Raw genomic sequence first — 25,392 nt, forward strand, 5'->3', positions numbered from 1 at the left:
CTGAGTGGCTGGTTTCCCCTGCTCAATCTACTGCCCGACGGCGGAAATCCCCGGATTTGCGGGCCCTACGCCGCGACAACCGGGGGCAGCCCGTGGGTGCACAGGGCTACCAGCGGCCGTTGCGCGGCTTCGGCTGGCAGACCGGACAAGTGTAGGAGGAGCGGTTCATGAACTGCTCGCGTCTGATGACACCGGACAAGCCAAGGGCCGAACATCGCCGGCATGGCTCGCCCGCCCGGCCGTAGGCATCAAGGGAACGGGCGAAGTAACCGGAATCCCCGTTGACGTTGACGTAGAGCGAATCGAAGCTCGTCCCGCCCGCCGCCAAGGCATCGCTCATCACTTCCTTCGCGGCATCGACCACCCGCAGCGCATCGGCCCGTTTAAGGCTGTCCGTCGGCTTGGCATAGTGGAGCCTGGCCCGCCAGAGGGCCTCATCGGCGTAGATGTTGCCTATCCCCGAGATGACGCCCTGATCGAGCAGTACACGTTTGAGCCCCGTTTTGCGGACTTTGATTTTGCGGTAGAAGTCGTCAAAGGAAAAGTGCGGATCCAGCGGATCGCGAGCTATATAGGAGGCCTCTTCGGCGATTTCCGGAAGGGGCGTCTCGCCTTGCCCACCAGGACCGCCGTCAGGCGTAGGTATCAGTGAAGTGACAAAAAGTCCGCCGAATATCCGTTGGTCCACGAACCGCAACTGCTCGGGCATGCCGTCGGATCTACTAAGGCGGAGACGAACTTTGAGGTGTTTCTCATCGGGAACGTCGGGATCCTGCATGAGGAGCTGCCCGCTCATGCCGAGGTGCGCCATGAGCGCGACGCCGGGCAACGCCTCCTTGGACATTGCCTCGAAGGCGCCGCCAGTCCTCCGGGGTTCCTCGGCTTGCAGCGGCATCCACAGGAACTTGCCCCGGCGGACGACATCCAGGACCGTGCAGTTCTCAAGGTTGCCAACAAAGTCCTCCGTGCCAAGGGTGTGGCGTCGGATGGAGCGGGGATCCAAAACGTCCACGGACGTGATGGTCCGGCCCCGCACCCAACGTGCCAAACCGCGGCGTACCACTTCGACTTCGGGCAATTCCGGCATGGGGCCTCAGGCGCTGCGCGCAGGACCGGTCGGAGCGTCGGCCTTGCTGTCAGGGGTGGCCGAGCCGTTCGCACCGGCTTTCTTGTTCAGGGTTCGCCACGCATCTGCGGCGGCTTCCTGCTCGGCTTCTTTTTTCGAATGCCCTGCGCCCTTGCCGTAGGCGGTGCCGGCGATCTGGAGCACTGCCTCAAATGTACGTGCATGGTCCGGCCCGGCACCTTCGACGGCGTAATAGATGGATCCGAGCTGTCGGCTGGCTGCAAGCTCCTGCATGCTCGTCTTCCAGTCGGTACCTGCCCCCAGGGCCGCAGCGTCCCTCAGCAACGGACCGACGAGCCGCATGACCAGCTGACGGGCAGTCTCAATGTCATTGGAAAGGTACGTGGCACCGATAAGTGCTTCCATGGTGTCCGCCAGAATGGACGCCTTGTTCTTGCCTTGGGTGAGCCTTTCGCCCTGCCCGAGGTAGATGAATTCGCCGATGCCAAGGTCCCTGCCGATACCTGCCAGGGCACGCGTGCTGACGACGGCGGAACGCCGCTTGGCCAGTTCGCCTTCCGGTAGCCCCGGGTTATCCCGGTACAGCGAATCGGTCACGGAAAAGCCCAAGATCGAGTCGCCCAGGAATTCGAGCCGCTCGTTGGTGGGAATCCCGCCGTTTTCATACGCGTATGAACGATGTGTCAGAGCAAGACGAAGCGTCTCGGCGTCAATTGAGACACCGAGACGCTTCAGAAGCTCTTCAGTTGAAGACATCCGTTGTCAGCCTGTATGGCGGATTTAGACGTCTGCGACCTTGCGGCCCTTGTATTCAAGGAACAGCGCAGTCCCGGCAGAGTCGGTAACAACCTTTGCCTGGTGCGGCAGGCTGTAAACAACCTGGCCGTTTTCGATGGTCTTGACCAGGTTGGGGGCAGTTGCCTTCCACTGGGCACGGCGGGCGCGTGTATTCGCGCGAGACATTTTCCGCTTGGGAACAGCCACGGCTATCTCATTTCTCTCTTAGTCAACACTTACTAATCAGTTTGCCGGTCAGACTTAGCCAGTTCAGCTAGGGCAGCCCAGCGAGGATCCAGGTCCTCGTGGTGGTGCCCCGGCTCGTCTTCCAGACGCACTCCACATTCGGAGCACAGGCCCTGGCAGTCTTCCCGGCACACCGGCTGGAACGGCAGCATGGTTACAACTGCGTCCCGCAACACCGGTTCAAGATCGATTAGATCGTGCTCGACTCGACGTTGCTCTTCATCGTCTTCTTCATCCGAAAGCTCGATGCCCTCATAGAAGAAAAGTTCTTGCACATTGACCTCGAGGTCATACGCAAGGGGATCCAGGCATCGTCCGCATTCGCCCTTGACTTCAGCAAACACGGTTCCTGATACCAGAATTCCTTCGTGTACGGCCTCCAGCCTCAGGTCAAGCTCGATATCCGAGCCTTCCTGAACGCCAATGAGTGCCACGCCAAGGTCACTTGGCGCGGGTACATGTTCGGTGAGCGTCCGCATGCTTCCTGGACTACGTCCGAGGTCCTTGACGTCAAGCGTCAAAGGCGAACTTACATCTCGCTTAATGAGAACTCCTGTAGAACATATGACCGACGTATCATCTTAGCCTGAACGCATGAACAGACTCAAACCGGGTCGATGACGACGCGTTCTGTCTGAGATACCGATCCAGCTTACCCTTTGCGGGGCTGCTCCGCTCCCGACTCGCCGCCCAGAAGCCTCTTGAGCACCGACTTGGGCACGAAATCGGAGACATCGCCCCCCAGGAGTGAGATTTCCTTGATGAGCGTAGAGGACAAATGCAGATAATGGGCCTCGGCCGGAAGAAAGACAGTCTCGACTCCGGACAATTGGCGGTTCATCGTGGCCATCGGAAGTTCGTAGTCAAAATCGGAAGACGAGCGCAGGCCCTTCACGATCGCCGAAATTCCCCGGTGCCTGCAGTATTCGGCCAGTAGCCCCTCCCCCATGGGTTCCACGATGATGCCGCGCAAGGATGCAAGAGTCTGCCGCGCCATTTCCATGCGTTCTTCCAAGCTGAAGCGGTACTTCTTCGCGTAATTGGTGGACACCGCGACGACGACTTCGTCGAACAAGCCAGAGGCCCGGGCAATGACTTCCAGGTGTCCGTTATGGATGGGGTCGAAGGAGCCAGGGCACACTGCGCGTCTCATGGTTCGAACCTACCGCATCGGAAGCGGCAGGCACTATGGCGATACGATGGCTGACATGGCGGGCCGGACGAGCCGGAAGCCAGCACCAGGAAGGCAGCCCCACCGTGACGAGCCCGGCCCCTCTCAGCGAAAATACGTCTGTCGCTCCGTGGCTACGTGCTGCCGGCGGCGCCAATCTGCTGTCCGCCGACGGGAGCCTCGGAGTGACCATCTTCGAAGAGATGACCACCCTGGCAGACTCCACCGGCGCCATCAACCTGGGACAGGGATTCCCGGACGAAGACGGTCCCGCGGAAATCAAAGCAGCAGCACAGGCAGCCATCACGGCCGGAGCCAACCAGTACGCCCCCGGCAAAGGCATCCCCGAACTTCGCGAGGCCATTGCCGCGCACCAGGAGCGTTTCTACGGACTGACCCCCGATCCGCAGACCGAGGTCATTGTGACCACAGGGGCCACTGAAGCGATCGCCGCATCATTGCTTGCCTTCATCGAGCCCGGCGATGAGGTCCTGACCTTCGAGCCCTTCTATGACTCATACGGCGCCATCATCGGCCTCGCAGGCGCCACACACGTCAGCGCTCCCTTGCTGGCGCCCGATTTCCTTCCGGATCTGGACGCCTTGGAATCGGCGTTCAGTGAGCGCACCAAGGTGGTGCTCCTCAACAACCCGCACAATCCCACCGGCGCGGTCTTCCCGCGCGAGGTGCTGGAACGCGTGGTGCAGCTCGCCAGGAAATACGACGCCGTGATCGTCAGCGATGAAGTCTACGAGCACCTCACCTTCGGAGTGCGGCACCTTCCGATCGCCGGCATCCCCGGAGCCGCTGAACGAAGCGTCACCATCTCCTCAGCAGGCAAGACGTTCTCCTTCACCGGCTGGAAGATCGGCTGGCTCAGCGGCCCTGCCCATCTGGTGGCGGCGATCCGTACGGTCAAACAATTCCTCAGCTACAGTTCCGGTACGCCCTTCCAAAGTGCGATCGCCGTAGGCCTGGCCTTGCCCGATGACTTCTACGCCGGCATCGCTTCCACTCTGCGACACAAGCGGGACATCCTGGCCGAAGGCCTGCGGGCCGCCGGTTTTGGCGTCTTTGCGCCGCAGGGAACCTACTTCATCAACGTGGACACTGCCCCCTTGGGTATCCAGGACTCCGTGGATCTGGCGCGACGGCTGCCGGGACTCGTCGGTGTGGCTGCCATCCCCGTCCCCGTTTTCTGCCACCCCGAAGGCGCGGAAAGGACGCGAAGTCTTCTTCGATTCGCCTTCTGCAAGAAAACCGGGGTGCTGGAAGAAGCAGCCGCCAGGCTGGCCACGTTGCGGGACAAGCTCTGATCGTGCCGAGCCGCGAAAACGAGTCGCCCCGCCAACGCCGTGAAGGACGGCGTTTCCTGCGGACCACAGGTCAGCACGCAGCGATCGAAGCCGATGGACTGATTGACGGCGCCTACGTACTACGGATCGGTGACGCCGAGCAATCCCACGTCAATCTCGCCGAACCCGCGGAAATCTTCTACGAGTACTTGCGCAGGATCGGCCATGTGGTTGATCTTGCAGCGCCCCGGGGGCAAGCCATCACTGCCCTCCACCTCGGGGCCGGGGCATTGACGCTCGCCCGCTACATCGAGGCGACGAGACCGGGCTCGGAACAACACGCCGTCGAACTCGAACGCGAATTGCTGGACTTCGTGCTGCAGAAGTTGCCCCTGCCGGACGGTACCCGTCTGGAGACGCATATTGGAGATGCCCGCGAAGTCCTTGCCGAGTTGCCCTCGGAACTCCGGTTCGACGTCGTGATCCTGGACATCTTTTCGGGTCCCGAGGCTCCTGCACACATTGCCTGCCAGGAGTTCTACGAGGAGGCCGCTGCGCGGCTTCGGCCCGATGGGGTGCTCATTGTCAACGTCGGCGATGAAGCGGCCTTGACCTTGGTGCGGAGCCAAGTCGCGGCGATGCGGCGGGCAATGCCCGACGTCGCGGCCTTCGCCGAGAGCGGCATGTTCGCTGGCCGGTACCCCGGCAACATCATCCTGGTGGGGACGCGCTGGCCGTGGCCCTCCGGCTGGACAACCGAACTCCTGGCCCGTGGGCCGCATCCTGCGGCGGTCTTGAGCGGAGTGGAACTGGACCGGATCTCCCGTTGAGTCGCAGCTAGACAGGTTCGGCGAACCAGAGCTTGGTTTCGCCGTACTTCTTGTCGGCAAAGCGTTCCAGGGTGGCCGGCCAGTCCGGTTCCGGAGAGCGTGAGGAACGCTCGACGACGACGACGGCCCCCTCGTCCAGGTGGAAGGCAAGCTTGGTGAGGACGGCCTTGAGGGAAGCTTCGTCCAAAGGGTACGGCGGATCCAGAAAGACCAAGTCCCAGAGGGCGTCATCGGCAGCGCGTTCCAGGAAGGACTCCACCTTGGAGCGGTGGACCATCACGGTTCTGCGCCCCAGCACTTGGTTGGCCATGTCGGCGTTTCGCTGGCAGACCTCGGAAGCGCGGGCATCAAATTCCACGAGTTCTGACGAACGTGCGCCTCGGCTGGCGCTTTCGATGCCGAGCGAACCCGAACCCGCATACAGGTCCAACACCCGGGCGTCGTCGATCGCGTCGAGGGCCTCGAGCCGCGAGAACAAGGCCTCCTTGACGCGGTCCGTCGTGGGCCGGGTGGCATTTCCCGGGACGCTGACCAAGGGGTTGCCGCCAACGATGCCTGCAATGATCCGGCTCACCGGCTCTCCCCGGGGGCGGCGCCTACGAGGGTTCTTTCGGGCGTGGGTTCCTTAGCCGCGTTCAAGGAACGCCTCCTTTTCGGGGTTGAGATATTCGTCAATCGCCGCCGCGAGGGCTTGCTGGCCTTCCAACCCTGGATCCTCAGCCACGAGCCGCTGGGCATCGGTGCGGGCGCGGGCAATCACGTCCTCGTGCTCCAGGACGCGCAATAGCTTGAGGGTGGAGCGCCCACCCGATTGCGAGGCTCCCAGGATGTCGCCTTCACGGCGCAGCTTGAGGTCTTCCTGGGAAAGGACGAAACCATCCGTGGTGGAAGCAACTGCGTCCAGGCGCCTGCGGCTTGGATGGCCGGGCTCGAGCGTGGTGACCAGCAGGCAGGTGCCCGGAAGCCCACCGCGGCCCACCCTTCCGCGCAACTGGTGGAGCTGTGAAATGCCGAAGCGGTCAGCATCGAGGATCACCATCAGTGTGGCGTTATGGACATCCACGCCCACTTCGATGACCGTAGTGGAGACCAGCAGCTGGGTTTGGTTGGCGGTGAACGAGGCCATGGTTTCGGACTTAAGGGCCGCATCCTGCCGCCCGTGGAGGGGCCCCAGCCGGACGCCGCTCAGGGCCGGCTCCTGGCTGAGCGTCTCGACGACGGCGGTCACCGAAGCGAGCTCGCGAGCGGGACCCTCTTCCGAAAGTTCGGCGTCGCCCGGTTCCGCCTCGCCGGGGCTGAAGTCGCCGTCGTCGTCGTCCCCGATCTTGGGACACACGACGTATACCTGGTGGCCGGCGTCGATCTCTTCCCGCGAGCGTTTCCAGATCCTGTCCGCCCAGCCAGGGTTTTCAGCGAGTCCCACCACATGGGTGGAGATGGGTGCCCGGCCAGCGGGAAGTTCATCCAACACGGAAGTTTCGAGGTCACCGAAGACGGTCATGGCCACCGTGCGCGGGATGGGAGTGGCGGTCATCACCAACAGGTGGGGTGGCCGGTTTGCCTTGGCGCGCAGGGCGTCACGCTGTTCCACCCCGAATCGGTGCTGCTCATCGACGACGATCAGCCCGAGGTCCTGGAAGGACGTCTTGTCGCTCAGCAGCGCGTGGGTACCGATCACAATCCCGGCGTTACCCGAGGCCGCGTCCAGCATGGCTTGCTTGCGGGAAGCGGTCGGAAGCGAGCCTGTCAGCAACGTGACCTGGACCGATCCTGGCCCTTTCCCAGAGTCGCCGTCCGACAATCCGGCCCCGCCCAGCATCCCGGCCCCGCCGAACAAACCATCGCGGGCCAGCGGACCCAACGTCCGCCGGATGGAATCAAAGTGCTGTGCCGCGAGGACCTCAGTCGGGGCAAGCAACGCCGCTTGTCCACCGGCATCCACCACCTGCAGCATCGCCCGCAAGGCCACGATCGTCTTGCCCGAACCAACCTCGCCCTGTAGGAGGCGGTTCATTGGCGAGTCCTGCGCCAGCTCATGGGCCAGCGTCTTTCCGACGGCGGCCTGCCCCGCCGTCCGCGTGAACGGCAGCTGCCGATCGAAAGAAGCCAGGAGGCCATTCGGCAGGGGCCGGCGCGCGGTTGCCTCTTCGGCTGCCAGTTGAGACCGACGCCGTGCCAGCGCTGTCTGCAAAACCAGGGCTTCCTGGTAGCGGAAACGGTCCCGGGCCCGCTGCCAGTCCATTGCCGTTTCGGGCGAATGGATCAGCCGATACGCATCCCCTACCCCTAGGAATTTCTCCCGGGACACAATGTCAGAAGGCAGCGGATCCTCGATGCTGTCCACCTCGACGGTGTCCAGGAGCGTGGTGATGACCTTGTGGATGGACCAGCTGGTGAGCTTCGCAGTGGCCGGATAGACAGGGATGGGCATGGCCGCGAGTTTTTCCGGATCAACTGCACCCGCCATCTCAGGGTCCTCATCGAGCACCATGAAGTCCGGATTGGTCATGCCCAGTGATCCGCCGTAACGGCTGACCTTACCGGAGAACATCACCCGGCACCCCGGTTGGAGCTCACTGCGGGCACGGAAACCGTTGAAGAAGCTGATCTTCAGGGTTCCCGGAATCTGCTCGCCACCGGCCTCGTCCGTGACCACCACATCCGTCAACGAGCCCCGCCTCGCGCGCATCTGCCTCGTGGAATTGGACAGCACCCGGGCGATAAGGGTGGCCTCTTCATCCAACGGCAGTTTGCTGATGGGCGTCAGCTCCCCTCGGCTGAGATAGCGGCGGGGAAAGTAGTTCAGGAGCTCCCCGACCGTGTCGAGGCCAAGGTGCTTCCCGATGACGGAGGCGGATCGTTTGCCGATCCTTCGCTCGAGGGGAAGCTGAAGCTCAGGATTCATGCCCGTGCTGGCCTGCCGGCAGGCCGGGGTCGCGCGGCATCGAGAGCTGGCTGACCGAGATGTCGGTGGGGTCACCTAGCGAGCGGATGACTGCCACGGCAGGTTCCGCGTCGGGCACGTGAACATGCACGCGCCAACGGTAGCTGATTTCCGCAGCGTCACCGTCATCGTCAGCGTCATCGTCGTCGTCCTGCGCAGCCGCTCCGCCCACCGGGCTAGCGCTGCCGACTTGGCTCATAATGACCGAGTCGCCGAGTTCGTCGAGCCGCTGACGCAGTGTGGCGGCGGCGAGCGGCGAAAGGTTGATGGTGCACATGACCTCGACGCCGTCGTCGTCCGGCATTCCTGCGTGGATATGAGGATCCTGCAGGTCGTAGCCGTGCAGGCCATCCAAGAGCTCGCCCTGGAGCTCTTCGCCGAGCACGGCCGAACGCAGGCAGTCCAGGATCAACAACATACCCACTCCGCCGGCGTCCACCACATGGGCGGCGTGTAGCGGGGCAAGCTGGTCTTCGGTTCGCACCACCGCTTCCAGCGCCGCATTGACGGCGGCATCGAGCGCCAGGCCCAACGCCTGATTGCTGTCATCGCGGTGGTGCGCGGTGTCACATTCACCTGCTGCCCGGGCGGCAGCCTCCAGGACGGAAAGCATGGTGCCGGGCACAGGCTCGCTCAAGGCCGACCACGCCCGGAGCTGGGCTCGGTTCAGTGCGGTCGCAAGAAGGGGCGCGCTGAGGCGTGTGTGCCCTTTCAAGGGTTCAGCGACGGCGCACAAAAAGACCGCAAAAAGGGTTCCGGAGTTGCCGCGAGCTTGCTCCATGGCCGCCCGGCCGGCCGTTGCCAGAACGGCACCCACGTCATTAACCGGTTCATCGAAGACGGAAGTGTCAACAAATGCCGCCGCTGCGGCTCGGACAGTGAGGTAGAGGTTGGTGCCGGTATCGCCATCGGCCACGGGGAAGATGTTGATGGCATTGAGGCGGTCGCTGTGGTTGCCGAGCGTCGTCTCCGCTTTGCCCAGCCACCGCTTCATGGCGTGCGTATTTGCGGCAATCTTAGTCTGCAAAGTGATCCCATCCCACGGTGTCAGCGGGCATTCCCGCTATCCGGACGCCGCTGTGCTGTCCTTCGGCAACGGCCTGGATCGAGCCTATCGCAGTGAAGCCGGATGGTAGCTGAACATTTGCTGGAAAAGTGGCCAGCAGGCCGTGGTCCTCCCCACCCCCCAGGATCCAGTCCATGGGATCGCGGCCAAGCGGGGCCGAGGCGGCTTCCAAGGGAGCGGCGAGAGCCTTGAGCGCGATGGGGTCGAGGTCGAGCGCGACGCCACTGGCTTCGGCGAGACGGGCCCCGTCACGCAAAAGCCCATCTGAAACGTCCATCATGGCCGTCGCTCCTGCCTTCGCACCCTCCGGACCTGCCGCAAGGGGTGGTTGCGGCCGGCATTGGCTGTCCATGAGTCCGCGCTGGGCAGGGTTCAGTTCTCCCACGGGTATGGTGCTTTCAAGAAGGGCCAAACCGGCGGCGGCCCGGCCAACGGTGCCGGCAAGCGCCAAAGTGTCTCCCGGACGAGCCCCGGAACGCAACACGGCGGAGAGCCCGTGCATGCTCCCGATCACTGCCACCGTCACTGCGATTTCGCGGCCACGGCCCAAGTCTCCCCCGGCCACTGAGCAGTCGGCCGCACCCAGGCCTACGATGCCGGCAGTCAAGCCGTCTGCGAAGTCCTCCACCCACTGCACCGGTGTTCCGGGCGGCATAGTCAGGCTCACGACGAGCGACACCGCGGTACCACCCATCGCGTTGATATCGCTGAGGTTCTGTGCGGCCGACTTCCACCCGACGTCATACCCTGTGGTCCGGTATCCGTTGTTCCATTCCAGGCGGAAATCCTGGTCCTGGGTCTGGGTGTCAATGGAGACAAGCGTCCGGCCATCCGGAGCGGCCACAACAGCGGCGTCATCCCCCGGCCCTAGCAGCACACTGCTGCTCGGGCGCAGGCGCGGAAAAATACGCGCGAGGAGTTCGCCCTCGGAAAGTTCGCCGACAGTCTGTTGTTCTATGGACACAGCTCTACGCTATCGCGAACCACCGACAACACAGGGCTATCGTTCCCCGTCCGAGCCGCCCCGATCTTCTGGGCGCCGCAGCCGCGATAGGCTTGATCAATGCAACAAACGAAAGCCGCTGTGTACGTCCGCGCCCTCTGTACCTTGACGGCAGCGGCGGTTTCGGTTTTCACCCTGGCAGCATGTTCGCCGGTCGTTGACGTCAAAGCAGCGGCGGATGCCGCGAATCCTGCCTGCGCGCCCATGATGGTGGCGCTCCCGGACACGATCGGCGACGCCGCACTCAGGAAGACCAACAGCCAGGCCACGGCAGCTTGGGGTGACCCGTCCGTGTTGATTTTGCGCTGCGGCGTCAACGTCCCGGGACCCACCACGGACCGGTGCGTCACCGTGAACGACGTCGACTGGGTGATCAAAGAGGGTGATCCCGTGTGGACCCTCACAACCTACGGCCGCGAGCCCGCCACCGAAATTCTCATGGACCCGAACAAGATCAGCTCCGCCACGGTCCTGGCCGATCTGGCACCTGCCGCGTCGAAAATCAAGGCCACTCGCAAGTGCGTGGGTCAGCCCGAACTGCTGCAGAACCTGCCTTCGAGCACCCCCGGCAAGTAGGCAAGTTCCACACCAACCGTTTCAGCGCAAGCCGGTCTTCCGGTTGAGCGCCAAGTCGATGAGTTCGTCGATCAACTCGGAGTAGCCAAGCCCGGAAGCCGCCCACATCTGCGGATACATGCTCTTGGGCGTGAATCCCGGCATCGTGTTGATCTCGTTGATGATGATTTCGCCGTCGGGAGTATAGAAAAAGTCCACGCGGCTGAGGCCTTCGGCACCCACGGCATCAAAGGCTGTCGCGGCAAGTTCACGGACGCGGGCAATGGCTTCATCCGGAAGATCCGCCGGGCAGCTGAGGGCAGCAGCGCCGTCTTCCACATACTTGGCGTTGAAGTCATAGAACTCGTGTTCGCCCGCGGCGACTGCGATTTCCCCCGGCATGGAGGTGCGCGGGGAAGCAGAGCCACGCCCCTCAAGGACGGCGCACTCGATTTCACGGCCCACAATGCCGGCCTCGATCACGAGTCTGAGATCGTGTCGGCGTGCTTCCTCAATCGCAGCGTCCAGCCCATCCATCGAATCCACTTTGGAAATCCCCATCGAGGAACCGGCGCGGGCGGGCTTCACGAAGACCGGGAAGCCGAGGCGGTCCACGCGCTTACGCACGGCTTCGGCGTCGTTGATCCATTCCCGGTCATTGACTGCCACGTAGGGTCCCACGGCAAGGCCCGCGGCCTCGAAAACGACCTTCATGAAGTGTTTGTCCATGCCGACTGCTGACGCCAAGACACCGGCGCCTACGTAACGCGTGTCCGAAAGCTCCAGCAGTCCCTGGATGGTGCCGTCTTCGCCCCACGGCCCGTGCAGGAGCGGGAACACGACATCCACGGAACCGAGTTCTTCGGGCACCTCGTTCGGGGCCGTGACGATCAATTGGTGGGCTCCGCCGACTTCGGCGAGGGTTACAGTCCTTCCGGACGGGGCCACCTCGGGCAAAGCCGAGGCGCTGAGCGACCACTCGCCGATGTCGGCGGAAGGGATCACCCACTGGCCGGATTTGGCGATTCCGATGGGAATGACGTCGTACTTGCTTTTGTCGATGGCACCCATCACTCCAGCCGCAGTCACGCAGCTGACTGCGTGTTCGCTGGAGCGCCCTCCAAAGAGGACTGCGACGCGCGGCCGACGACGCTCAACGGGCTTCGCGGAAACGGCAGTTCCAGCGGACTCAGTAGTTCCAGCGGACTCAGTAGTTCCAGCAGACAGGGATTCTTCGGTCACAGTCAGTAGTCGCCTTCGGACTTCAGGGAGCGGGCCAGGAGCCTGGGCCCCAGTTCATCAACGGATAGTTTGCCTTCAAGGACGGCTACGACGGCCGCGGTGATCGGCATGTCGACACCGAGTTTTCCGGCTAGTTCGTAGACAGCGTACCCGGATTTGATGCCTTCCGCCGTCTGCGTCATGTGCTCGGTAACCTGTTCGAGGGTCAGGCCCTCGCCGAGCAGACGGCCCGCCGTATGGTTGCGGGAGAGCGGCGAGGAGCAGGTCGCCACGAGGTCGCCCAGACCGGCAAGGCCGGCGATCGTGCGTGCTTCGCCGCCCAGGGCAAGGGCTAGTCGCGACGTCTCCGCGAGGCCGCGGGTGATCACTGAAGCCTTCGTGTTGTCCCCCATTTGCTTGCCTTCGCAAATGCCGACGGCGAGGGCGATCACGTTTTTTACGATCCCGCCGATTTCGACTCCGACGACGTCGTTGCTCGTGTAGGGACGAAAATACGGTGCGGTGCAGTAGAGCGCGAACGATGCAGCCGTGGTTTCGTCGCTGCACGCCACTACGGAGGCCGTCGGTTCCCTTCGCGCGATCTCCATGGCCAGGTTGGGCCCCGAAACTACCGCTACCCGTGCCTGCGGGATGCCGAGTTCCTCGGAGATGACCTGGCTCATGCGCGAGTCCGTGCCGAGTTCAAGACCCTTCATGAGGGAAACCACTACGGCGTCTGGGGCCACGAGTGGCTTCCATTCGCGAAGCTGCGGCCGAAGGGACTGCGCCGGGACGGCGAGAATCACGATTCCGGCGCCGGCAAGGACCTTGGACACGTCGGTTGAGGCAGTGATGGAATCCGGCAGCGCGACATCCTTCAAGTACTGCTCGTTGCGGTGCTCTGTGTTGATCTGCTCAACCACTTCGTCCCGCCGGCCCCAAATACGGATGCTGCGCTCTGCGCCAGTGGCTATTGCCGCATCCGCCAGGACCTTGGCGAACGTCGTGCCCCAGGATCCCGCGCCGAGCACAGCTACAACCGCGTTGTCGGCCGTAAGCACTTCCCCAGCGGTCACTTCTGTCCGTCCGCGCCGTTATTGCCTGCAGTTCCTTCAGTTGCTTCGAAGCGGCCATGCTTCGACTGGTTGTGGGCAGAAGGGTCCCAGCGTTCCTTGGGCGGAGCCTCTCCGCGCAAGGTCGCGAGAAGTCCCGTGATGGCGTCCATGATGATGTCCGTCGCCTCAACCAGCGTTGCCCGGTCCAGGGGCCGGCCTTGGAAAGCGCTGAGGTCGACTGGCTCTCCCACCAGGATGCGGGAAGTCTTCCGGGGGAAGACATGCAGACGCTTGGCATACCGGGGAAACACCTCATGGGCACCCCAATGGGCAATCGGCACCACTGGTGCGCCGGTCAGGATCGCCAGGCGTGCAGCTCCGGTGTGGCCCTTCATCGGCCACAAGCCGGGGTCACGCGTCAAGGTCCCCTCGGGATAGATGATGATGGCGCCGCCCGCGTCTACCACTTCCTGGGCGGCTTGCAGCGAACGGTTCGCTCCCGTCGTCGAGCGCTCCACCGGAATCTGGTTGGTGGCGCGCAACAGGCTACCCAGGACAGGCACCTTGAAGAGCCCGGCCTTCGCGAGGAAATGCGGCGGACGCTTGAGGTTATAGAGCATGTGCCCCACCACGATGGGGTCGATCTCGGTGCAATGGTTCGGGGCGGCAATGAAGCCGCCCGCAGGGAACTTTTCAGTCCCCTCCCACTTCTTGGCCATGAGAAGGTTCATGAGCGGACGGGCAACTCCCGCGAGAACGGCGAACATGGCCCGGCTCTGGGCCGATTCCTTCAAAGTGTCCCCCGCTACTTGGAGTCGGTGAGGTCGAAATCGGCACCTAATGCGGCGAGCTTTTCGGTGAAGCGCTCGTAGCCGCGGTTGATGATGTCGATCCCGGTCACCCTGGACGTGCCGGTCGCGGCAAGCGCCGCAATAAGGTGGCTGAATCCGCCACGGAGATCGGGAATGTCGATGTCAGTTCCCCTGAGCGGTGTAGGTCCCGAGACGACGGCGGAATGCAGGAAATTACGCTGGCCGAAACGGCACGGCACACTGCCAAGACATTCGCGGTGCACCTGGATGGTTGCCCCCATGCGGGTCAGGGCATCGGTGAAGCCGAAGCGGTTTTCGTACACAGTTTCGTGCACAATCGACACGCCTTCAGCCTGAGTCAAAGCGACCACCAGCGGCTGCTGCCAGTCGGTCATGAAGCCCGGGTGCACATCCGTTTCCAGGACGAGCGGGCTGAGTTTTCCGCCAGGGTGGTAGAAACGGATGCCGTCCTCGCGGATGTCCATTCCGCCGCCCACCTTGCGGTAGGTGTTCAAGAAGGTCATCATGTCGCGCTGGGATGCACCCTCCACGAAGATGTCTCCGCGGGTCACCAAGGCGGCCGAAGCCCAGGAAGCCGATTCGTTGCGGTCCGCCAGGGCCCGGTGGTCGTAGCCACCCAGGTCCTTGACTCCTTCGATCCGGATGGTGCGGTCAGTCTGGACGCTGATGATGGCGCCCATCTTTTGCAGCACAGCGATAAGGTCGATGATTTCCGGTTCAGTGGCGGCACCGCTGAGTTCCGTGATGCCCTCGGCACGCGTAGCGCTCAGCAGTACCTGTTCCGTGGCTCCCACCGACGGGTAGGGCAGGGAGATCTTGGCACCCTGGAGTCCCTTGGGGGCGGAAATGTGGATGCCGCCCGGCCGCTTTTCGACGACCGCGCCGAACTGCCGGAGAACATTCAGGTGGTAATCGATGGGCCGGTCGCCGATCTTGCAGCCACCCAGGTCAGGAATAAAAGCTTCGCCGATGGCATGGATCAATGGCCCGCACAGCAGGATCGGGATACGGGAGTCCCCCGCATGGGCGTCGATCGCGGTGCTGGACGCTGTCTTGGCGTTCTGGGGATCCAGCGTGAGATCTCCCGTGATGGGGTCCTTCTGGACAGTCACGCCATGGAGCTGCAGCAGGCTGGTGACCACCTCCACGTCCTTGATTTCCGGAACGTTCCGCAGCACCGAAGGTTCGTTGCCGAGAAGCGAAGCCACCATGGCCTTGGGAACAAGGTTCTTGGCACCTCTGACGGTGACACGGCCGGTCAAAGGGACGCCGCCGCGGATTGTCAGAACACTACTCATCTATACCGGTTTCCTCACGAGTTGATGCCCCCACACTTACAAAGGCTCCAACTAAGCATAAAAGCTGACGTTACCGATTCGAAATGGAGGCCCACCGGGGCATGCTTGAAGGAACGGAAAAGGACCGGCGTGGCTCGTCGCCATCGCCGGTCTTTCCGTCGGCCAGAAGTATTGGATTCGTGGGCCGCAGCCTACTGGATCCTTGCAGGCAGCGTTTTCGGCTTGAAGGAAGGCCTCGTGGCCTCGTATGCCGTGATGTCTTCCTCGTGCTGGAGCGTCAAGCCGATGTCGTCCAAGCCTTCCAAAAGGCGCCAGCGCGTGTAGTCATCGATTTCGAAGGGCGCCACCACGTTGCCGCATTCGACGGTCTTGGACACGAGGTCCACCTTGACCTCGGTACCGGGGGCGTTTTCGAGCACTTTCCAGATGAGCTCGATGTCGTCTTGGGCAAGCTCGGCCGCCAGAAGGCCTTGCTTTCCCGAGTTCCCGCGGAAGATGTCTGCGAAACGGGAAGAGAGGACGGCCTTGAAACCATAGTCCTTCAGTGCCCAGACGGCGTGTTCGCGGGATGAGCCGGTGCCGAAATCAGGCCCGGCCACCAGGACGGAGCCGGCGTTGAAAGGTTCCTGGTTCAGGATGAAGGATGCGTCCTTGCGCCACGCAGCGAACAGGGCGTCCTCGAAGCCGGTACGGGTAATCCGTTTCAGATAGACCGCGGGAATGATCTGGTCCGTGTCCACATTGCTTTGGCGCAGCGGGACACCGATGCCGGTGTGGGTGGTGAACTTTTCCATGGGATCCTCCTAGGCGGCGTCGGTCGTGGTGGAAGCGGAAACGGAGGCGGACTCCAGGTCCGACGGCGAGCTGAGTGTCCCGCGAACCGCAGTGGCAGCAGCCACTACCGGTGAAACCAGGTGCGTGCGTCCGCCCTTGCCCTGCCGGCCTTCGAAGTTGCGGTTCGAGGTGGATGCACAGCGCTCCCCCGGCTCGAGCTGGTCCGGGTTCATGCCCAGGCACATCGAGCAGCCTGCGAAGCGCCACTCGGCACCGAACTCCTTGAATACCTTGTCCAGGCCCTCGGCCTCGGCCTCGAGCCGGACCCGCGCGGAGCCAGGCACTACCAGCATCCGCACCTTGGGGTCTTTTTCGCGGCCTCGGATGACGTCGGCCGCAGCGCGGAGGTCTTCGATGCGTGAGTTGGTGCAGGATCCCAGGAAGACGGTGTCCACGCGGATGTCCTTCATGGGCGTGCCGGCTTCCAGGCCCATGTACTGCAGCGCGCGTTCGGCCGCCAGTTTGGCGTTTTCGTCACCAAAGTCCTCGGGGAACGGCACCGCTTCGTTGAGCGAAATACCCTGGCCCGGGTTTGTCCCCCAGGTGACAAACGGTTCCAAAGTATCGGCGTCGAGGTCTACCTCGACGTCGAACGTTGCGTCGTCGTCGGTGTGCAGCGTGTTCCAGTACTCGACGGCTGCGTCCCATTCTTCGCCCTGGGGGGCGTGCGGGCGGCCGTACATGTAGTCGTACGTCGTCTGGTCCGGCGCCACCAGTCCCGCACGGGCGCCGGCCTCGATGGACATATTGCAGATGGTCATGCGGGCGTCCATGGACAGCGTCCGGATAGCCGAGCCGCGGTATTCCAGGACATAGCCTTGGCCGCCGCCGGTGCCGATCTTGGCGATGACGGCCAGGATAATGTCCTTTGCCGACACGCCGGGGCGCAGAGTGCCCTCAACGTTGATGGCCATGGTCTTGAAAGGCTTGAGGGAGAGCGTCTGGGTTGCCATGACGTGTTCCACCTCGGAGGTGCCAATGCCCATGGCGAGCGCCCCGAAGGCACCGTGGGTCGAGGTGTGGGAATCGCCACAGACAACCGTCATGCCGGGCTGGGTCAGACCCAGCTGCGGACCGACGACGTGCACAATGCCTTGTTCGGCATCGCCTAGCGAGTGCAGGCGGACACCGAACTCCTTGCAGTTGTTCCGCAAGGTCTGGATCTGCGTGCGGCTGGTGAGATCGGCAATCGGCTTGTCGATATCGAGTGTCGGCGTGTTGTGGTCTTCCGTGGCGATGGTGAGGTCGGGACGGCGTAAGGGACGTCCGGCCAAGCGCAAGCCCTCGAAAGCCTGCGGCGAGGTCACCTCGTGCACTAGGTGCAGGTCGATGAACAGAAGATCGGGCTGGGCGTTGGCTCCTTCGCCTTCGCCCTTGCGCACTACGTGCGCATCCCAGACTTTCTCGGCCAGAGTCTTTCCCACGGCCTGCTCCCTTCACTGCGGTTGGCTTGACTACTTCCACTGAACATCAGTGACCCGAACTGCGCCAGTGAAACAACTTGCATCTCAGATATTGAGACGGCAATATCATTACATGGACAATTCTAGTGGAGTCGGCGTCATCGATAAAGCGGCCCAGGTACTCGACGCACTTGAGGCGGGGCCAACCACTTTGGCTCAACTTGTGGCAGCAACCGGACTGGCCCGCCCCACCGTACACCGGCTGGCGCTGGCGCTCGTCCACCACCGGCTCGTAAGCCGCGACATCCAAGGGCGCTTTGTCCTCGGGAGCCGCCTTGTTGAGCTTGCTTCGGCGGCCGGCGAAGACAGGCTCATCGCGTCTGCCGGCCCGGTCCTCATCCAATTGCGCGACGCCACCGGAGAAAGCGCCCAAATCTTCCGACGCCAGGGGGACTGGCGCGTCTGCGTCGCCTCGGCCGAACGTCCGATCGGCCTGCGCGACACCATTCCCGTGGGCACCCAGCTATCCATGAAGGCCGGCTCGGCCGCCCAGATCCTCCTGGCATGGGAAGACCACGATCGCCTTCTCGACGGACTCCAGAATGCCCGGTTCACGCCGACGGTCCTGGCGGGAGTACGACGCCGGGGCTGGGCTCAGAGCCTCGGCGAACGCGAGCCCGGGGTCGCCTCCGTGTCTGCGCCGGTGCGCGGCCCTTCCGGTCGCGTCATCGCGGCAGTGTCCATCTCGGGCCCCATCGAGCGGCTGACCCGCCAGCCGGGACGCCTCCACGCCGAGGTTGTCTGCAATGCCGCCCGCGTGCTGACCGAGGCCCTGCGCAAGAACAACGACTGACCGCGTACCCCGCTAGCGCCCGGACTATCTGCGGGTGCGCATGTAGGGTGGGCGCATGAACAGCTTTGCCGTGTTCCTGCGCGGGATCAACGTGGGCGGGATCAACATCAAAATGGCCGACCTCAAGACCGCCCTCAAGGCGTACCCTTTCACCGGCGTCAAGACCCTGCTGGCCAGTGGGAACGTTGTCCTTCAGAGCAAGCTGGACGCCGCGGGGGTCAAAGAGCAGTTCGAAGAATGCCTAAGGGAAGCCTTCGGCTATGACGCCTGGGTAGTGGTCCTCACCGCACGAAGGGTTGCTGAATTGGTGGACGCTTGCCCTTATCCCGCCGACGATAAAACCACGCACAGTTACATCACCCTCGCCTCGGACACTGCCATGCTGGACGAACTGTTCGACGCCGGCACGGCCCTCGGCGCCCCAGGGCGAGGCGGCGTCGAGCACGTCAGGCTGGGTCCCGAAGCGTCGGCCTGGCTCGCTCCGACGGGAGGCACCCTGGACAGCCCCTTCAGCAAGCTCTCTTCGAAGCCCCGCTACAAGGCGAGCACCACCACCCGGAACCTGCGCACTCTCATCAAGGTCCGGGACGCCGCAGTTGCCCTCCAGAAAGAAGAATGAGCGGTCGCCCGCACCGTTCTCCCCTCTTTTGAGTTCGGAAAGGGCCTGCTACGCGGCAAGTCGCCTTATTCCGGGGCTTTCTCGCGGCAAACAAGGGGAGAAAGATACGGCTCCAGATGTCCATCCGTATCTTGCACGACGAAAAATCCCCCGGAACCTGTTGGTTCCGGGGGATTCATTTTGTGACCCCAGCGGGATTCGAACCCGCGTTACCGCCGTGAGAGGGCGGCGTACTAGGCCGCTATACGATGGGGCCTTGCACTTTTGACTACATTTTTGAATCCCGATTCCGGGATTCAAGCTGAATAAGTATTTCACACATTCAGCGTTCATTCAAATCAGCGGACTGATTCAGAATTCCAAATTCCCGCAGAATAATGCGGTCTATTTAGAGCTGGGATACCAGGACTCGAACCTAGAATGACGGTACCAGAAACCGTAGTGTTGCCAATTACACCATATCCCATTGGCGCTTTTAGGCCGGATTCGATGGCCTAAACCTTCGCTCCGCGCCCCTCAGCACGAGTAATTACTTTACCCGAGACTTTCGGCGCGCACAAATCGCCGCATGGGATCCACCTGCCACCCCGTCGATCCACCAACCCCGGCGAAAGACCCTTGCAATCAACCGGATTTTAAGTTTACCCTCGGTAAGTTACCGCTCGGTAACCAAGCTTGACACAAATTTCGTGGCACGGTCGCAGGCCAAGTCGTCTGTTAGCTGTGTCACATGGGGGGATACCCGGCAGCAGCGCCGCCGCCGGGAAGTCATCGAGAGGAATTGCCCGTGACACGGAACCCTGCCCTTACCATCAGAACCCGAAGCCGCGCCCAGATGATCGCTATTGCCGTCCTCGCGCTCCTGTTGATCGCGCTCCTCGGCTTCTACGCCTTGGTCATCGGGAAGATCGCTGCAGGTTCGGCGCAACTCAATGACGGCGCAGGCCAGGCTTCAACCGGCGCCGGACAGCTCAAGGACGGCGCAGCAAGGCTTGCCGGCGGAGCCGCTGAAGCCAGCACCGGAGCCGCCACGCTGGCCGATGGAGCATCGAAGGTCCACACCGGAATTCAAGGCAAGCTGACCCCGGGCGCCCAGCAATTGAAGGATGGTGCCGACAAGCTCGCGAGTGGCGCAGAGAAGATCCAGAACGACGTCGACGCGAAGCTGGCACCGGGAGTCTACAAAGTGGATGACGGCGCCCAGAAGCTCGCCGCCGGGGCCGCGCAGCTTTCAGCCGCGTTGACTCCGACGCCCGGAGGCAACGCGGAAAACAATCTCGCCGACGGCGCCACCCAACTCAACAATGGCGCGATCCAGCTGAACAACGGGGCCACCCAACTCAACGCCGGTGCTGCCCAACTCGATGCAGGTTCGGCCAGGTTGGCAGCGGGGACCGATCAACTCAAGGGTTTCCCCGGCGCCGGAAACGATCCCACCAAAGGCACGGGATCAGCGGCCTTGGCCCAAGGGCTCCAGCAACTGGCCGACGCCGCGAACGGGCTCCAGGGCGTTGTGCCCCTTGCGGCACTGAAGGCCCAGATCAATGCCCTCAACGATGGCGCGCATTGCCTCGATGCCGGAGCTGGACAGCTCCAGGCCGGCGCGGGCCAGCTCGAGGCCGGGGCGGAACAACTGCACGACGGCACCGGACGGCTCGCCGACGGCACCGGGAAACTCTCTGCCGGGACAGGAAAGCTGACAGCAGGATTTTCCACCCTCGCCCGGAAACTCAACAGCCAGGACCCAGCCGCCCCGGGAGTAGTTTTGGGCACGCAAATGCTCGCTGATGGAACGGCAAAGATCCGGGTGGGCATGGACGGTGTTCCGGGCGACCCGGAGCACCCGGGACTCCTCAAGGCCACGGCCGGCATGACCGACGGAACGTCCCGCTTGGCCTCGGGCACGGATTCACTGATGGCCGGCATCAAGGGCAGCCCCGCTGATCCGTCCTCCCCTGGTCTCCTGGACGGTTCAACGGCGTTGGCGGCGGGCGCCTCCAAGTTGTCCGAAGGAAATGCCAAGCTGGCCGCGGGCTCAGCCCAATTGTCCGCAGGCGCGGACAAACTCGCAGACGGGAATGCGCGCATTGCGGCGGGCACCGCGGAGCTCCATCAGGGCGCCGCGGCGGTATCGCCGTCGAACATGGCCGAAAAGTCCGATACCGGCACGGCGCTCGGCCTTGTGGGCGTTCTGGGTGCCGGTTCCGTGGGCGCGTTTGTCTTCCTGCGGAAGTTCCGGCTCGACGAGTAGCCGGGAAGCCGCTCAGCCGAGCAGTTGCGACAAGGAGTCTATTTCCCTGCCCGAAAAGTCGGAGACGAGTTCGCCGGTACGGTTCAGCCAGACACCACGTAATCCGGCGGCGGTGGAGCCGTCGGCGTCGAGCAGCCGGTTGTCTCCGACGAAAAGTGTCTCAGCCGGGGTGGTGCCCAAGCGGCGGACCCCTTCCAGGTAGATGGCGGGGTCCGGCTTGGGCACACCCACGGTGTCGGTTCCGACAAGGACCGAGACGCGGGAGAGTCCGGCGCTGTCAAGCTTGACCCTCTGGTAGTCGTGGACATTGTTGCTCACGGCACCGTACGGAATGCCGAGAGCATCTAGAGCGTCAAGGACCGGCTTGACGTCGCTGAAGGCCCTGACATAGCTGGGCTGCAAGCGGGCATAGTCGTTGAGCCACGTGTGGGAATCGTCGCCGCCAAGCTCGACGCCGAAATGCCCCAGCGCGGCGCGGCCCCGGAGGAGCCGCTGCTCGTTGAACGTCAGCTCGCCAGCGAGGTACCGGTCGTAGAAGTGCGTGGTTTCGTGCGTGAAGATCCGTCCGAATTTCTCCCACCCGGCCTGGTCCAGGCCGGGCAGGAGATGTTCGCTCACATCACGCAGGGCCGTGGTCATGGCGTACTCGAGGTCCACCAGGGTGTCGTCAATATCGAACAGGACGCCCCGCACCGTGCCGAATGACTCATGAAGCGCGTTGATCACGGCGTTCCTGAACTAGCCGCGGAACGAGCGCAGGCGGATGAGCGAGGAATCCTTGCCCAGGATGACCATCGATTCAAACAACGGCGGCGAGATGCGGCGACCGGAGATCGCCGTGCGCACGGGGCCGAACGCAAGGCGCGGCTTGATACCGAGATCCTCCACCAGCGCCTGCTTGAGCGCTGTCTGGATGCTTTCTGCTGTCCAGTCCGCGAGGGGTTCCAGCGCGACCAATGCAGCGTCCAGCACCTCGCTCAGGTTCTCGGGGAGGCCCTTGCGAGCGTCGTCGGCGACGTCGATCGCGTCGTCGTTCTTGAACAGGAAGGCGAGCATCTCCGGAGCCTCGCCCAGCAGGGTGATCCGTTCCTGGACCAGCGGTGCGGCCTCGGCAAGGATCTCTTCCTGGCGCTGGGTCAAAATCTCCCCCACGAAACCTGCGGCCCGCAGGTACGGGACGAGCCGCTCCCGGAAGTCCTCGGGAGCGAGCATGCGCACGTGCGTTCCGTTGATGGCTTCGGCCTTTTTGATATCGAAGCGCGCCGGGTTACCCAGGACATCGTGGATGTCGAAGTTGGCCACGAGCTGCTCCACCGTGAAGATGTCCTCGTCTGCGCTCAGGGACCAGCCCAGGAGGGACAGGTAGTTGAGCAATCCTTCGCGAATGAAGCCACGTTCACGGTGCAGGAACAGGCTGGATTCCGGATCACGCTTGGAAAGCTTCTTGTTACCCTGGCCCATGACATAGGGAAGGTGGCCGAACTCCGGCATGTACTCCGCCACGCCGATGGCGTATAGGGCGCGGTACAGGGCGATCTGGCGCGGGGTGGAGCTGAGCAGGTCTTCGCCGCGGAGGACGTGAGTGATGCCCATGAGTGCGTCATCAACCGGGTTCACGAGGGTATACAGCGGCGCTCCATTTGCGCGCACCACCGCGAAGTCGGGAACGGAGCCGGCCTTGAAGGTGATCTCCCCGCGCACAAGGTCGTTGAAGGTCAGGTCCTCGTCCGGCATGCGCAGGCGCAACACGGCATTCCGGCCCTCGGCCTTGTACTGGGCGAGCTGCTCCTCGGTGACATGCCGGTCGAAGCCATCGTAACCGAGCTTGGGATCTCGGCCAGCAGCACGGTGCCGCGCTTCGATCTCCTCGGGTGTGGAGTATGACTCGTAGATGTGACCGCCGGCCTTGAGCTTGGCGATGACGTCTTGGTACACGTCGCTGCGCTGCGACTGGCGGTACGGCTCGTGCGGTCCGCCGACTTCAACGCCCTCGTCCCAGTCGATGCCGAGCCACTTTAGCGCGTCAAGCAGTTGGTGGTAGCTTTCTTCACTGTCACGGGCCGAGTCGGTATCTTCGATGCGGAAGATCAGCTTGCCACCGGTGTGCCTCGCGTAGGCCCAGTTAAACAGGGCTGTACGGATCAGTCCAACGTGTGGGGTTCCCGTGGGCGAGGGGCAGAACCGGACGCGGACCGGGGTTTCGGCATTCACGGCGGGAATTGACGAAGAAAATGAAAAGTTCGACGCAGCAACAGTAGTCATAATGGTTCCAACTTTACCGCTTGCTGCACGGCCGCTTTTGCCTGCTGCTTGACGGGGCGCCGAGCAGCAGGCAAGCAGTCAACCCTTAGCGGCGGACGACCGGGTTGGACAATCGTCCGATGCCTTCGATCTCGATCTCGTAGCGATCGCCTTCCTGGAGCAGGCCGACGCCGGCTGGCGTACCCGTCATGATGACGTCGCCCGGAAGCAAGGTGAAAGCCTGCGAAACGATCGACACCAGTTCGCGCACGCTACGGATCATTTGCTTGGTGCTGCCGTCCTGGCGGAGTTCGCCATTGAGCCAGCCCTTGATAGCGAGGTCCTCGGGGTCAAGTTCCGTCTCGATCCACGGTCCCAAGGGAGCCGAGGTATCGAAGCCCTTGGCACGCGCCCACTGCAGGTCTGTCTTTTGGACGTCGCGTGCAGTGAGGTCGTTGCCGCAGGTGTAACCGAAAATGACATCGTCCACGCGATCTTCCGGGACGTCCTTGCAAATGCGGCCAATGACCACGCAGAGTTCGGCTTCAAAGGAAACTTCCTCGGAGAACTCAGGCAGCACGATCGGATCGTTGGGGCCCACAACAGCCGTATTCGGCTTCAGGAACAGCAGGGGGTGCTGGGGAACTTCATTGCCCAATTCCCGGGCGTGCTCCGCAAAGTTCCGGCCAACGCCGATCACCTTGCTGCGCGGAATGATCGGGGCCAGCAGGCGCACGTCTTCCAACTTGTGGCGGACCAAAGTACGCTCGACGCCGTTGAAGAAGGGATCGCCATGGATGACAGTGATCATTTCACTGCCAGGCTCACCTTCGACGACGCCGTAGACGGGATCAGAATCAACAACAAACCGGGCGATACGCATGGTCTCTAGGGTACCGTCCGCAAGAGGCCAGCACGCGCGGGGCTGCGGAAGTGTCCGCTAGCCGCGCAGATAGTCCAATTGCGCCGCCACCGAGGTTTCAGCTGCCCACCGTACGGAAGGATCGACGTCGGGGTACACCGCATCGGTGACGGCCTGGACCTCGGCGTGGGCCCCGAGTCTGACCAGGGCTTCACGGATCTGCTCAAGGCGCATCACCCTGTGCGCGCGATACTCGCGGCATACCGCGTCCACAGCCGGCAGGACCGGACCGTGTGCGGGCAGCAGGGTTGCCGGACCGAGGCTTTCGAGCGTGTCGAGGCTCAAGAGGTAATCCCCGAGCCTTCCGTCGGGATAGTCAAGGACTGTGGTGCCCCGACCCAGGATTGTATCGCCGGTCAGCACGGAGCCATCTGGTCCGTCGCCCGGAAGGTGGAAGCAGACTGAATCCGAAGTATGGCCAGGCGTAGCAAGGACGCGGATTTCGACGCCTCCCGCCTCAATGACCTCGCCGCCGCGCAGCGGTTCGCCACCGTGGCAGTGTGCCGGATCCGCCGCGCGGACGGGAGCGCCCGTGAGTTCGCGGAAGCGCGCGGACCCCTCAGTGTGGTCTTTGTGGCGATGGGTGATAATGACGAGCTCAACCATTCCACTGGCGGCCAGGGCCGCGAGGTGCGGTTCGTCGAGCGGCCCGGGGTCGACGACGACAACTCCCGCAGCGTCCGGGGCGGCGATGACATACGAATTGGTGCCGTCAAGACTCATCGGACCCGGATTGGGTGCCAGCCGAAAGCGGGTGAGGGAACTGCTGTTCTTGAACGAGGCGTCATTGACCGGATTCACTTCTCCATCTTGGCACACGACACATGGCCGGGCGTGTGAACAGGGAGCCCGCTGCCGAAAGCCAGGACGGCACACGACGTAGCATGG

The 25,392-nt window shown here is 63.2% G+C and carries 25 protein-coding genes and 2 tRNA genes; 6 read left to right on the top strand and 21 right to left on the bottom strand.

Annotated features, from left to right (window positions below):
* Positions 1 to 106: 106 nt before the first annotated feature.
* The 5 genes from mutM to coaD all read right to left on the bottom strand — a co-directional run bounded on the left by mutM (position 107) and on the right by coaD (position 3,263).
* Positions 107 to 1,087: a bifunctional DNA-formamidopyrimidine glycosylase/DNA-(apurinic or apyrimidinic site) lyase gene (mutM, locus tag A3M3_RS0100430; RefSeq protein ID WP_028264644.1), complete on the bottom strand. Its 981-nt coding sequence runs from the start codon at positions 1,085 to 1,087 to the stop codon at positions 107 to 109.
* Between the two features lie 6 nt (positions 1,088 to 1,093).
* Positions 1,094 to 1,843 carry a ribonuclease III gene (gene rnc, locus A3M3_RS0100435; RefSeq protein ID WP_028264645.1) on the bottom strand — a complete coding sequence of 250 codons (750 nt, stop codon included), beginning with the start codon at positions 1,841 to 1,843 and terminating at the stop codon, positions 1,094 to 1,096.
* A 24-nt stretch (positions 1,844 to 1,867) separates the two neighbouring features.
* Entirely contained in the window at positions 1,868 to 2,071 is a 204-nt protein-coding gene (gene rpmF, locus A3M3_RS0100440; RefSeq protein WP_028264646.1) for a 50S ribosomal protein L32, read from the bottom strand.
* Between the two features lie 32 nt (positions 2,072 to 2,103).
* The gene (locus A3M3_RS0100445; protein ID WP_028264647.1) at positions 2,104 to 2,631 is read right to left on the bottom strand and encodes a YceD family protein; all 528 of its coding nucleotides are present in this window, start codon (positions 2,629 to 2,631) and stop codon (positions 2,104 to 2,106) included.
* Between the two features lie 131 nt (positions 2,632 to 2,762).
* Positions 2,763 to 3,263: a pantetheine-phosphate adenylyltransferase gene (gene coaD / locus A3M3_RS0100450; RefSeq protein ID WP_028264648.1), complete on the bottom strand. Its 501-nt coding sequence runs from the start codon at positions 3,261 to 3,263 to the stop codon at positions 2,763 to 2,765.
* Between the two features lie 104 nt (positions 3,264 to 3,367).
* Between coaD and A3M3_RS0100455 the strand changes: the two genes are divergently transcribed.
* A complete protein-coding gene (locus A3M3_RS0100455) occupies positions 3,368 to 4,597 on the top strand; it encodes an aminotransferase class I/II-fold pyridoxal phosphate-dependent enzyme (RefSeq protein ID WP_028264649.1) in 1,230 nt (409 codons plus the stop codon).
* Positions 4,598 to 4,599: 2 nt separating this feature from the next.
* A complete protein-coding gene (locus A3M3_RS0100460) occupies positions 4,600 to 5,406 on the top strand; it encodes a spermidine synthase (RefSeq protein WP_197023089.1) in 807 nt (268 codons plus the stop codon).
* 7 nt (positions 5,407 to 5,413) lie between these two features.
* On the opposite strand, the gene rsmD is transcribed toward A3M3_RS0100460, so the two are convergent.
* The 4 genes from rsmD to thiL are packed head-to-tail and all read right to left on the bottom strand — an operon-like array spanning position 5,414 to position 10,380.
* Positions 5,414 to 5,980: a 16S rRNA (guanine(966)-N(2))-methyltransferase RsmD gene (gene rsmD, locus A3M3_RS0100465; RefSeq protein WP_028264651.1), complete on the bottom strand. Its 567-nt coding sequence runs from the start codon at positions 5,978 to 5,980 to the stop codon at positions 5,414 to 5,416.
* Between the two features lie 51 nt (positions 5,981 to 6,031).
* Positions 6,032 to 8,311: an ATP-dependent DNA helicase RecG gene (locus A3M3_RS0100470; protein WP_028264652.1), complete on the bottom strand. Its 2,280-nt coding sequence runs from the start codon at positions 8,309 to 8,311 to the stop codon at positions 6,032 to 6,034.
* Positions 8,301 to 9,344 (bottom strand): DAK2 domain-containing protein, encoded by a 1,044-nt coding sequence (locus tag A3M3_RS0100475; RefSeq protein WP_028264653.1) that lies wholly within the window; start codon positions 9,342 to 9,344, stop codon positions 8,301 to 8,303. Before A3M3_RS0100475 ends, A3M3_RS0100470 begins: the two co-directional genes overlap by 11 nt.
* Positions 9,345 to 9,366: 22 nt before the next feature.
* The gene (gene thiL, locus A3M3_RS0100480) at positions 9,367 to 10,380 is read right to left on the bottom strand and encodes a thiamine-phosphate kinase (protein WP_028264654.1); all 1,014 of its coding nucleotides are present in this window, start codon (positions 10,378 to 10,380) and stop codon (positions 9,367 to 9,369) included.
* Between the two features lie 99 nt (positions 10,381 to 10,479).
* Between thiL and A3M3_RS0100485 the strand changes: the two genes are divergently transcribed.
* Positions 10,480 to 10,995, top strand: coding sequence for a DUF3515 family protein (locus A3M3_RS0100485; protein ID WP_051422866.1), 516 nt, complete (start codon positions 10,480 to 10,482; stop codon positions 10,993 to 10,995).
* A gap of 21 nt (positions 10,996 to 11,016) precedes the next feature.
* Here the strand turns inward: A3M3_RS0100485 and A3M3_RS23405 are convergent, their stop codons facing one another.
* From A3M3_RS23405 to leuC, 6 genes are all read right to left on the bottom strand, one after another.
* On the bottom strand, positions 11,017 to 12,216 hold the full coding sequence (locus A3M3_RS23405; RefSeq protein WP_269317237.1) for a D-alanine--D-alanine ligase family protein: 1,200 nt from the start codon (positions 12,214 to 12,216) through the stop codon (positions 11,017 to 11,019).
* Between the two features lie 2 nt (positions 12,217 to 12,218).
* Positions 12,219 to 13,271, bottom strand: a complete 1,053-nt coding sequence (locus A3M3_RS0100495; RefSeq protein ID WP_051422867.1) for an NAD(P)H-dependent glycerol-3-phosphate dehydrogenase — start codon at positions 13,269 to 13,271, stop codon at positions 12,219 to 12,221.
* Entirely contained in the window at positions 13,268 to 14,044 is a 777-nt protein-coding gene (locus A3M3_RS0100500) for a lysophospholipid acyltransferase family protein (RefSeq protein WP_028264657.1), read from the bottom strand. Before A3M3_RS0100500 ends, A3M3_RS0100495 begins: the two co-directional genes overlap by 4 nt.
* 11 nt (positions 14,045 to 14,055) lie before the next feature.
* On the bottom strand, positions 14,056 to 15,381 hold the full coding sequence (gene murA, locus A3M3_RS0100505; RefSeq protein ID WP_028264658.1) for a UDP-N-acetylglucosamine 1-carboxyvinyltransferase: 1,326 nt from the start codon (positions 15,379 to 15,381) through the stop codon (positions 14,056 to 14,058).
* A 191-nt stretch (positions 15,382 to 15,572) separates the two neighbouring features.
* The gene (leuD, locus tag A3M3_RS0100510) at positions 15,573 to 16,175 is read right to left on the bottom strand and encodes a 3-isopropylmalate dehydratase small subunit (protein ID WP_028264659.1); all 603 of its coding nucleotides are present in this window, start codon (positions 16,173 to 16,175) and stop codon (positions 15,573 to 15,575) included.
* Positions 16,176 to 16,184: 9 nt separating this feature from the next.
* Positions 16,185 to 17,639, bottom strand: a complete 1,455-nt coding sequence (gene leuC / locus A3M3_RS0100515; protein ID WP_028264660.1) for a 3-isopropylmalate dehydratase large subunit — start codon at positions 17,637 to 17,639, stop codon at positions 16,185 to 16,187.
* Between the two features lie 112 nt (positions 17,640 to 17,751).
* Between leuC and A3M3_RS0100520 the strand changes: the two genes are divergently transcribed.
* On the top strand, positions 17,752 to 18,471 hold the full coding sequence (locus A3M3_RS0100520) for an IclR family transcriptional regulator (protein WP_028264661.1): 720 nt from the start codon (positions 17,752 to 17,754) through the stop codon (positions 18,469 to 18,471).
* 55 nt (positions 18,472 to 18,526) lie between these two features.
* Positions 18,527 to 19,090, top strand: a complete 564-nt coding sequence (locus A3M3_RS0100525) for a DUF1697 domain-containing protein (RefSeq protein ID WP_028264662.1) — start codon at positions 18,527 to 18,529, stop codon at positions 19,088 to 19,090.
* Between the two features lie 183 nt (positions 19,091 to 19,273).
* Here the strand turns inward: A3M3_RS0100525 and A3M3_RS0100530 are convergent.
* Positions 19,274 to 19,346 (bottom strand) — tRNA-Glu (locus tag A3M3_RS0100530).
* A gap of 138 nt (positions 19,347 to 19,484) precedes the next feature.
* Positions 19,485 to 19,556: transfer RNA gene (locus tag A3M3_RS0100535), tRNA-Gln, on the bottom strand.
* A 321-nt stretch (positions 19,557 to 19,877) separates the two neighbouring features.
* On the opposite strand from A3M3_RS0100535, the gene A3M3_RS0100540 reads away from it, so the two are divergent.
* The gene (locus A3M3_RS0100540) at positions 19,878 to 21,341 is read left to right on the top strand and encodes a hypothetical protein (protein ID WP_231497154.1); all 1,464 of its coding nucleotides are present in this window, start codon (positions 19,878 to 19,880) and stop codon (positions 21,339 to 21,341) included.
* Positions 21,342 to 21,353: 12 nt separating this feature from the next.
* On the opposite strand, the gene A3M3_RS0100545 is transcribed toward A3M3_RS0100540, so the two are convergent.
* The 4 genes from A3M3_RS0100545 to A3M3_RS0100560 form a co-directional block, all read right to left on the bottom strand.
* Positions 21,354 to 22,067 carry an HAD family hydrolase gene (locus A3M3_RS0100545; protein WP_028264664.1) on the bottom strand — a complete coding sequence of 238 codons (714 nt, stop codon included), beginning with the start codon at positions 22,065 to 22,067 and terminating at the stop codon, positions 21,354 to 21,356.
* A 12-nt stretch (positions 22,068 to 22,079) separates the two neighbouring features.
* Positions 22,080 to 23,603, bottom strand: a complete 1,524-nt coding sequence (gene gltX / locus A3M3_RS0100550) for a glutamate--tRNA ligase (RefSeq protein ID WP_028264665.1) — start codon at positions 23,601 to 23,603, stop codon at positions 22,080 to 22,082.
* A gap of 85 nt (positions 23,604 to 23,688) precedes the next feature.
* Positions 23,689 to 24,465 (bottom strand): fumarylacetoacetate hydrolase family protein, encoded by a 777-nt coding sequence (locus tag A3M3_RS0100555; RefSeq protein WP_028264666.1) that lies wholly within the window; start codon positions 24,463 to 24,465, stop codon positions 23,689 to 23,691.
* Between the two features lie 57 nt (positions 24,466 to 24,522).
* Positions 24,523 to 25,305: an MBL fold metallo-hydrolase gene (locus A3M3_RS0100560; RefSeq protein ID WP_028264667.1), complete on the bottom strand. Its 783-nt coding sequence runs from the start codon at positions 25,303 to 25,305 to the stop codon at positions 24,523 to 24,525.
* Positions 25,306 to 25,392 lie beyond the last annotated feature (87 nt).

Origin of the sequence: Arthrobacter sp. MA-N2 (genome assembly GCF_000517125.1) — a bacterium.
In the GTDB taxonomy this organism is placed as follows: domain Bacteria; phylum Actinomycetota; class Actinomycetes; order Actinomycetales; family Micrococcaceae; genus Arthrobacter; species Arthrobacter methylotrophus.

What these genes read in the sequence shown, in the direction of transcription:
- mutM (WP_028264644.1), bottom strand. Translation starts at nt 1,087, where the DNA reads ATGCCGGAATTGCCCGAAGTCGAAGTGGTACGCCGCGGTTTGGCACGT.
- rnc (WP_028264645.1), bottom strand. Translation starts at nt 1,843, where the DNA reads ATGTCTTCAACTGAAGAGCTTCTGAAGCGTCTCGGTGTCTCAATTGAC.
- coaD (WP_028264648.1), bottom strand. Translation starts at nt 3,263, where the DNA reads ATGAGACGCGCAGTGTGCCCTGGCTCCTTCGACCCCATCCATAACGGA.
- A3M3_RS0100470 (WP_028264652.1), bottom strand. Translation starts at nt 8,311, where the DNA reads ATGAATCCTGAGCTTCAGCTTCCCCTCGAGCGAAGGATCGGCAAACGA.
- A3M3_RS0100475 (WP_028264653.1), bottom strand. Translation starts at nt 9,344, where the DNA reads ATGAAGCGGTGGCTGGGCAAAGCGGAGACGACGCTCGGCAACCACAGC.
- A3M3_RS0100485 (WP_051422866.1), top strand. Translation starts at nt 10,480, where the DNA reads ATGCAACAAACGAAAGCCGCTGTGTACGTCCGCGCCCTCTGTACCTTG.
- murA (WP_028264658.1), bottom strand. Translation starts at nt 15,381, where the DNA reads ATGAGTAGTGTTCTGACAATCCGCGGCGGCGTCCCTTTGACCGGCCGT.
- leuD (WP_028264659.1), bottom strand. Translation starts at nt 16,175, where the DNA reads ATGGAAAAGTTCACCACCCACACCGGCATCGGTGTCCCGCTGCGCCAA.
- A3M3_RS0100520 (WP_028264661.1), top strand. Translation starts at nt 17,752, where the DNA reads ATGGACAATTCTAGTGGAGTCGGCGTCATCGATAAAGCGGCCCAGGTA.
- A3M3_RS0100525 (WP_028264662.1), top strand. Translation starts at nt 18,527, where the DNA reads ATGAACAGCTTTGCCGTGTTCCTGCGCGGGATCAACGTGGGCGGGATC.
- gltX (WP_028264665.1), bottom strand. Translation starts at nt 23,603, where the DNA reads ATGACTACTGTTGCTGCGTCGAACTTTTCATTTTCTTCGTCAATTCCC.
- A3M3_RS0100555 (WP_028264666.1), bottom strand. Translation starts at nt 24,465, where the DNA reads ATGCGTATCGCCCGGTTTGTTGTTGATTCTGATCCCGTCTACGGCGTC.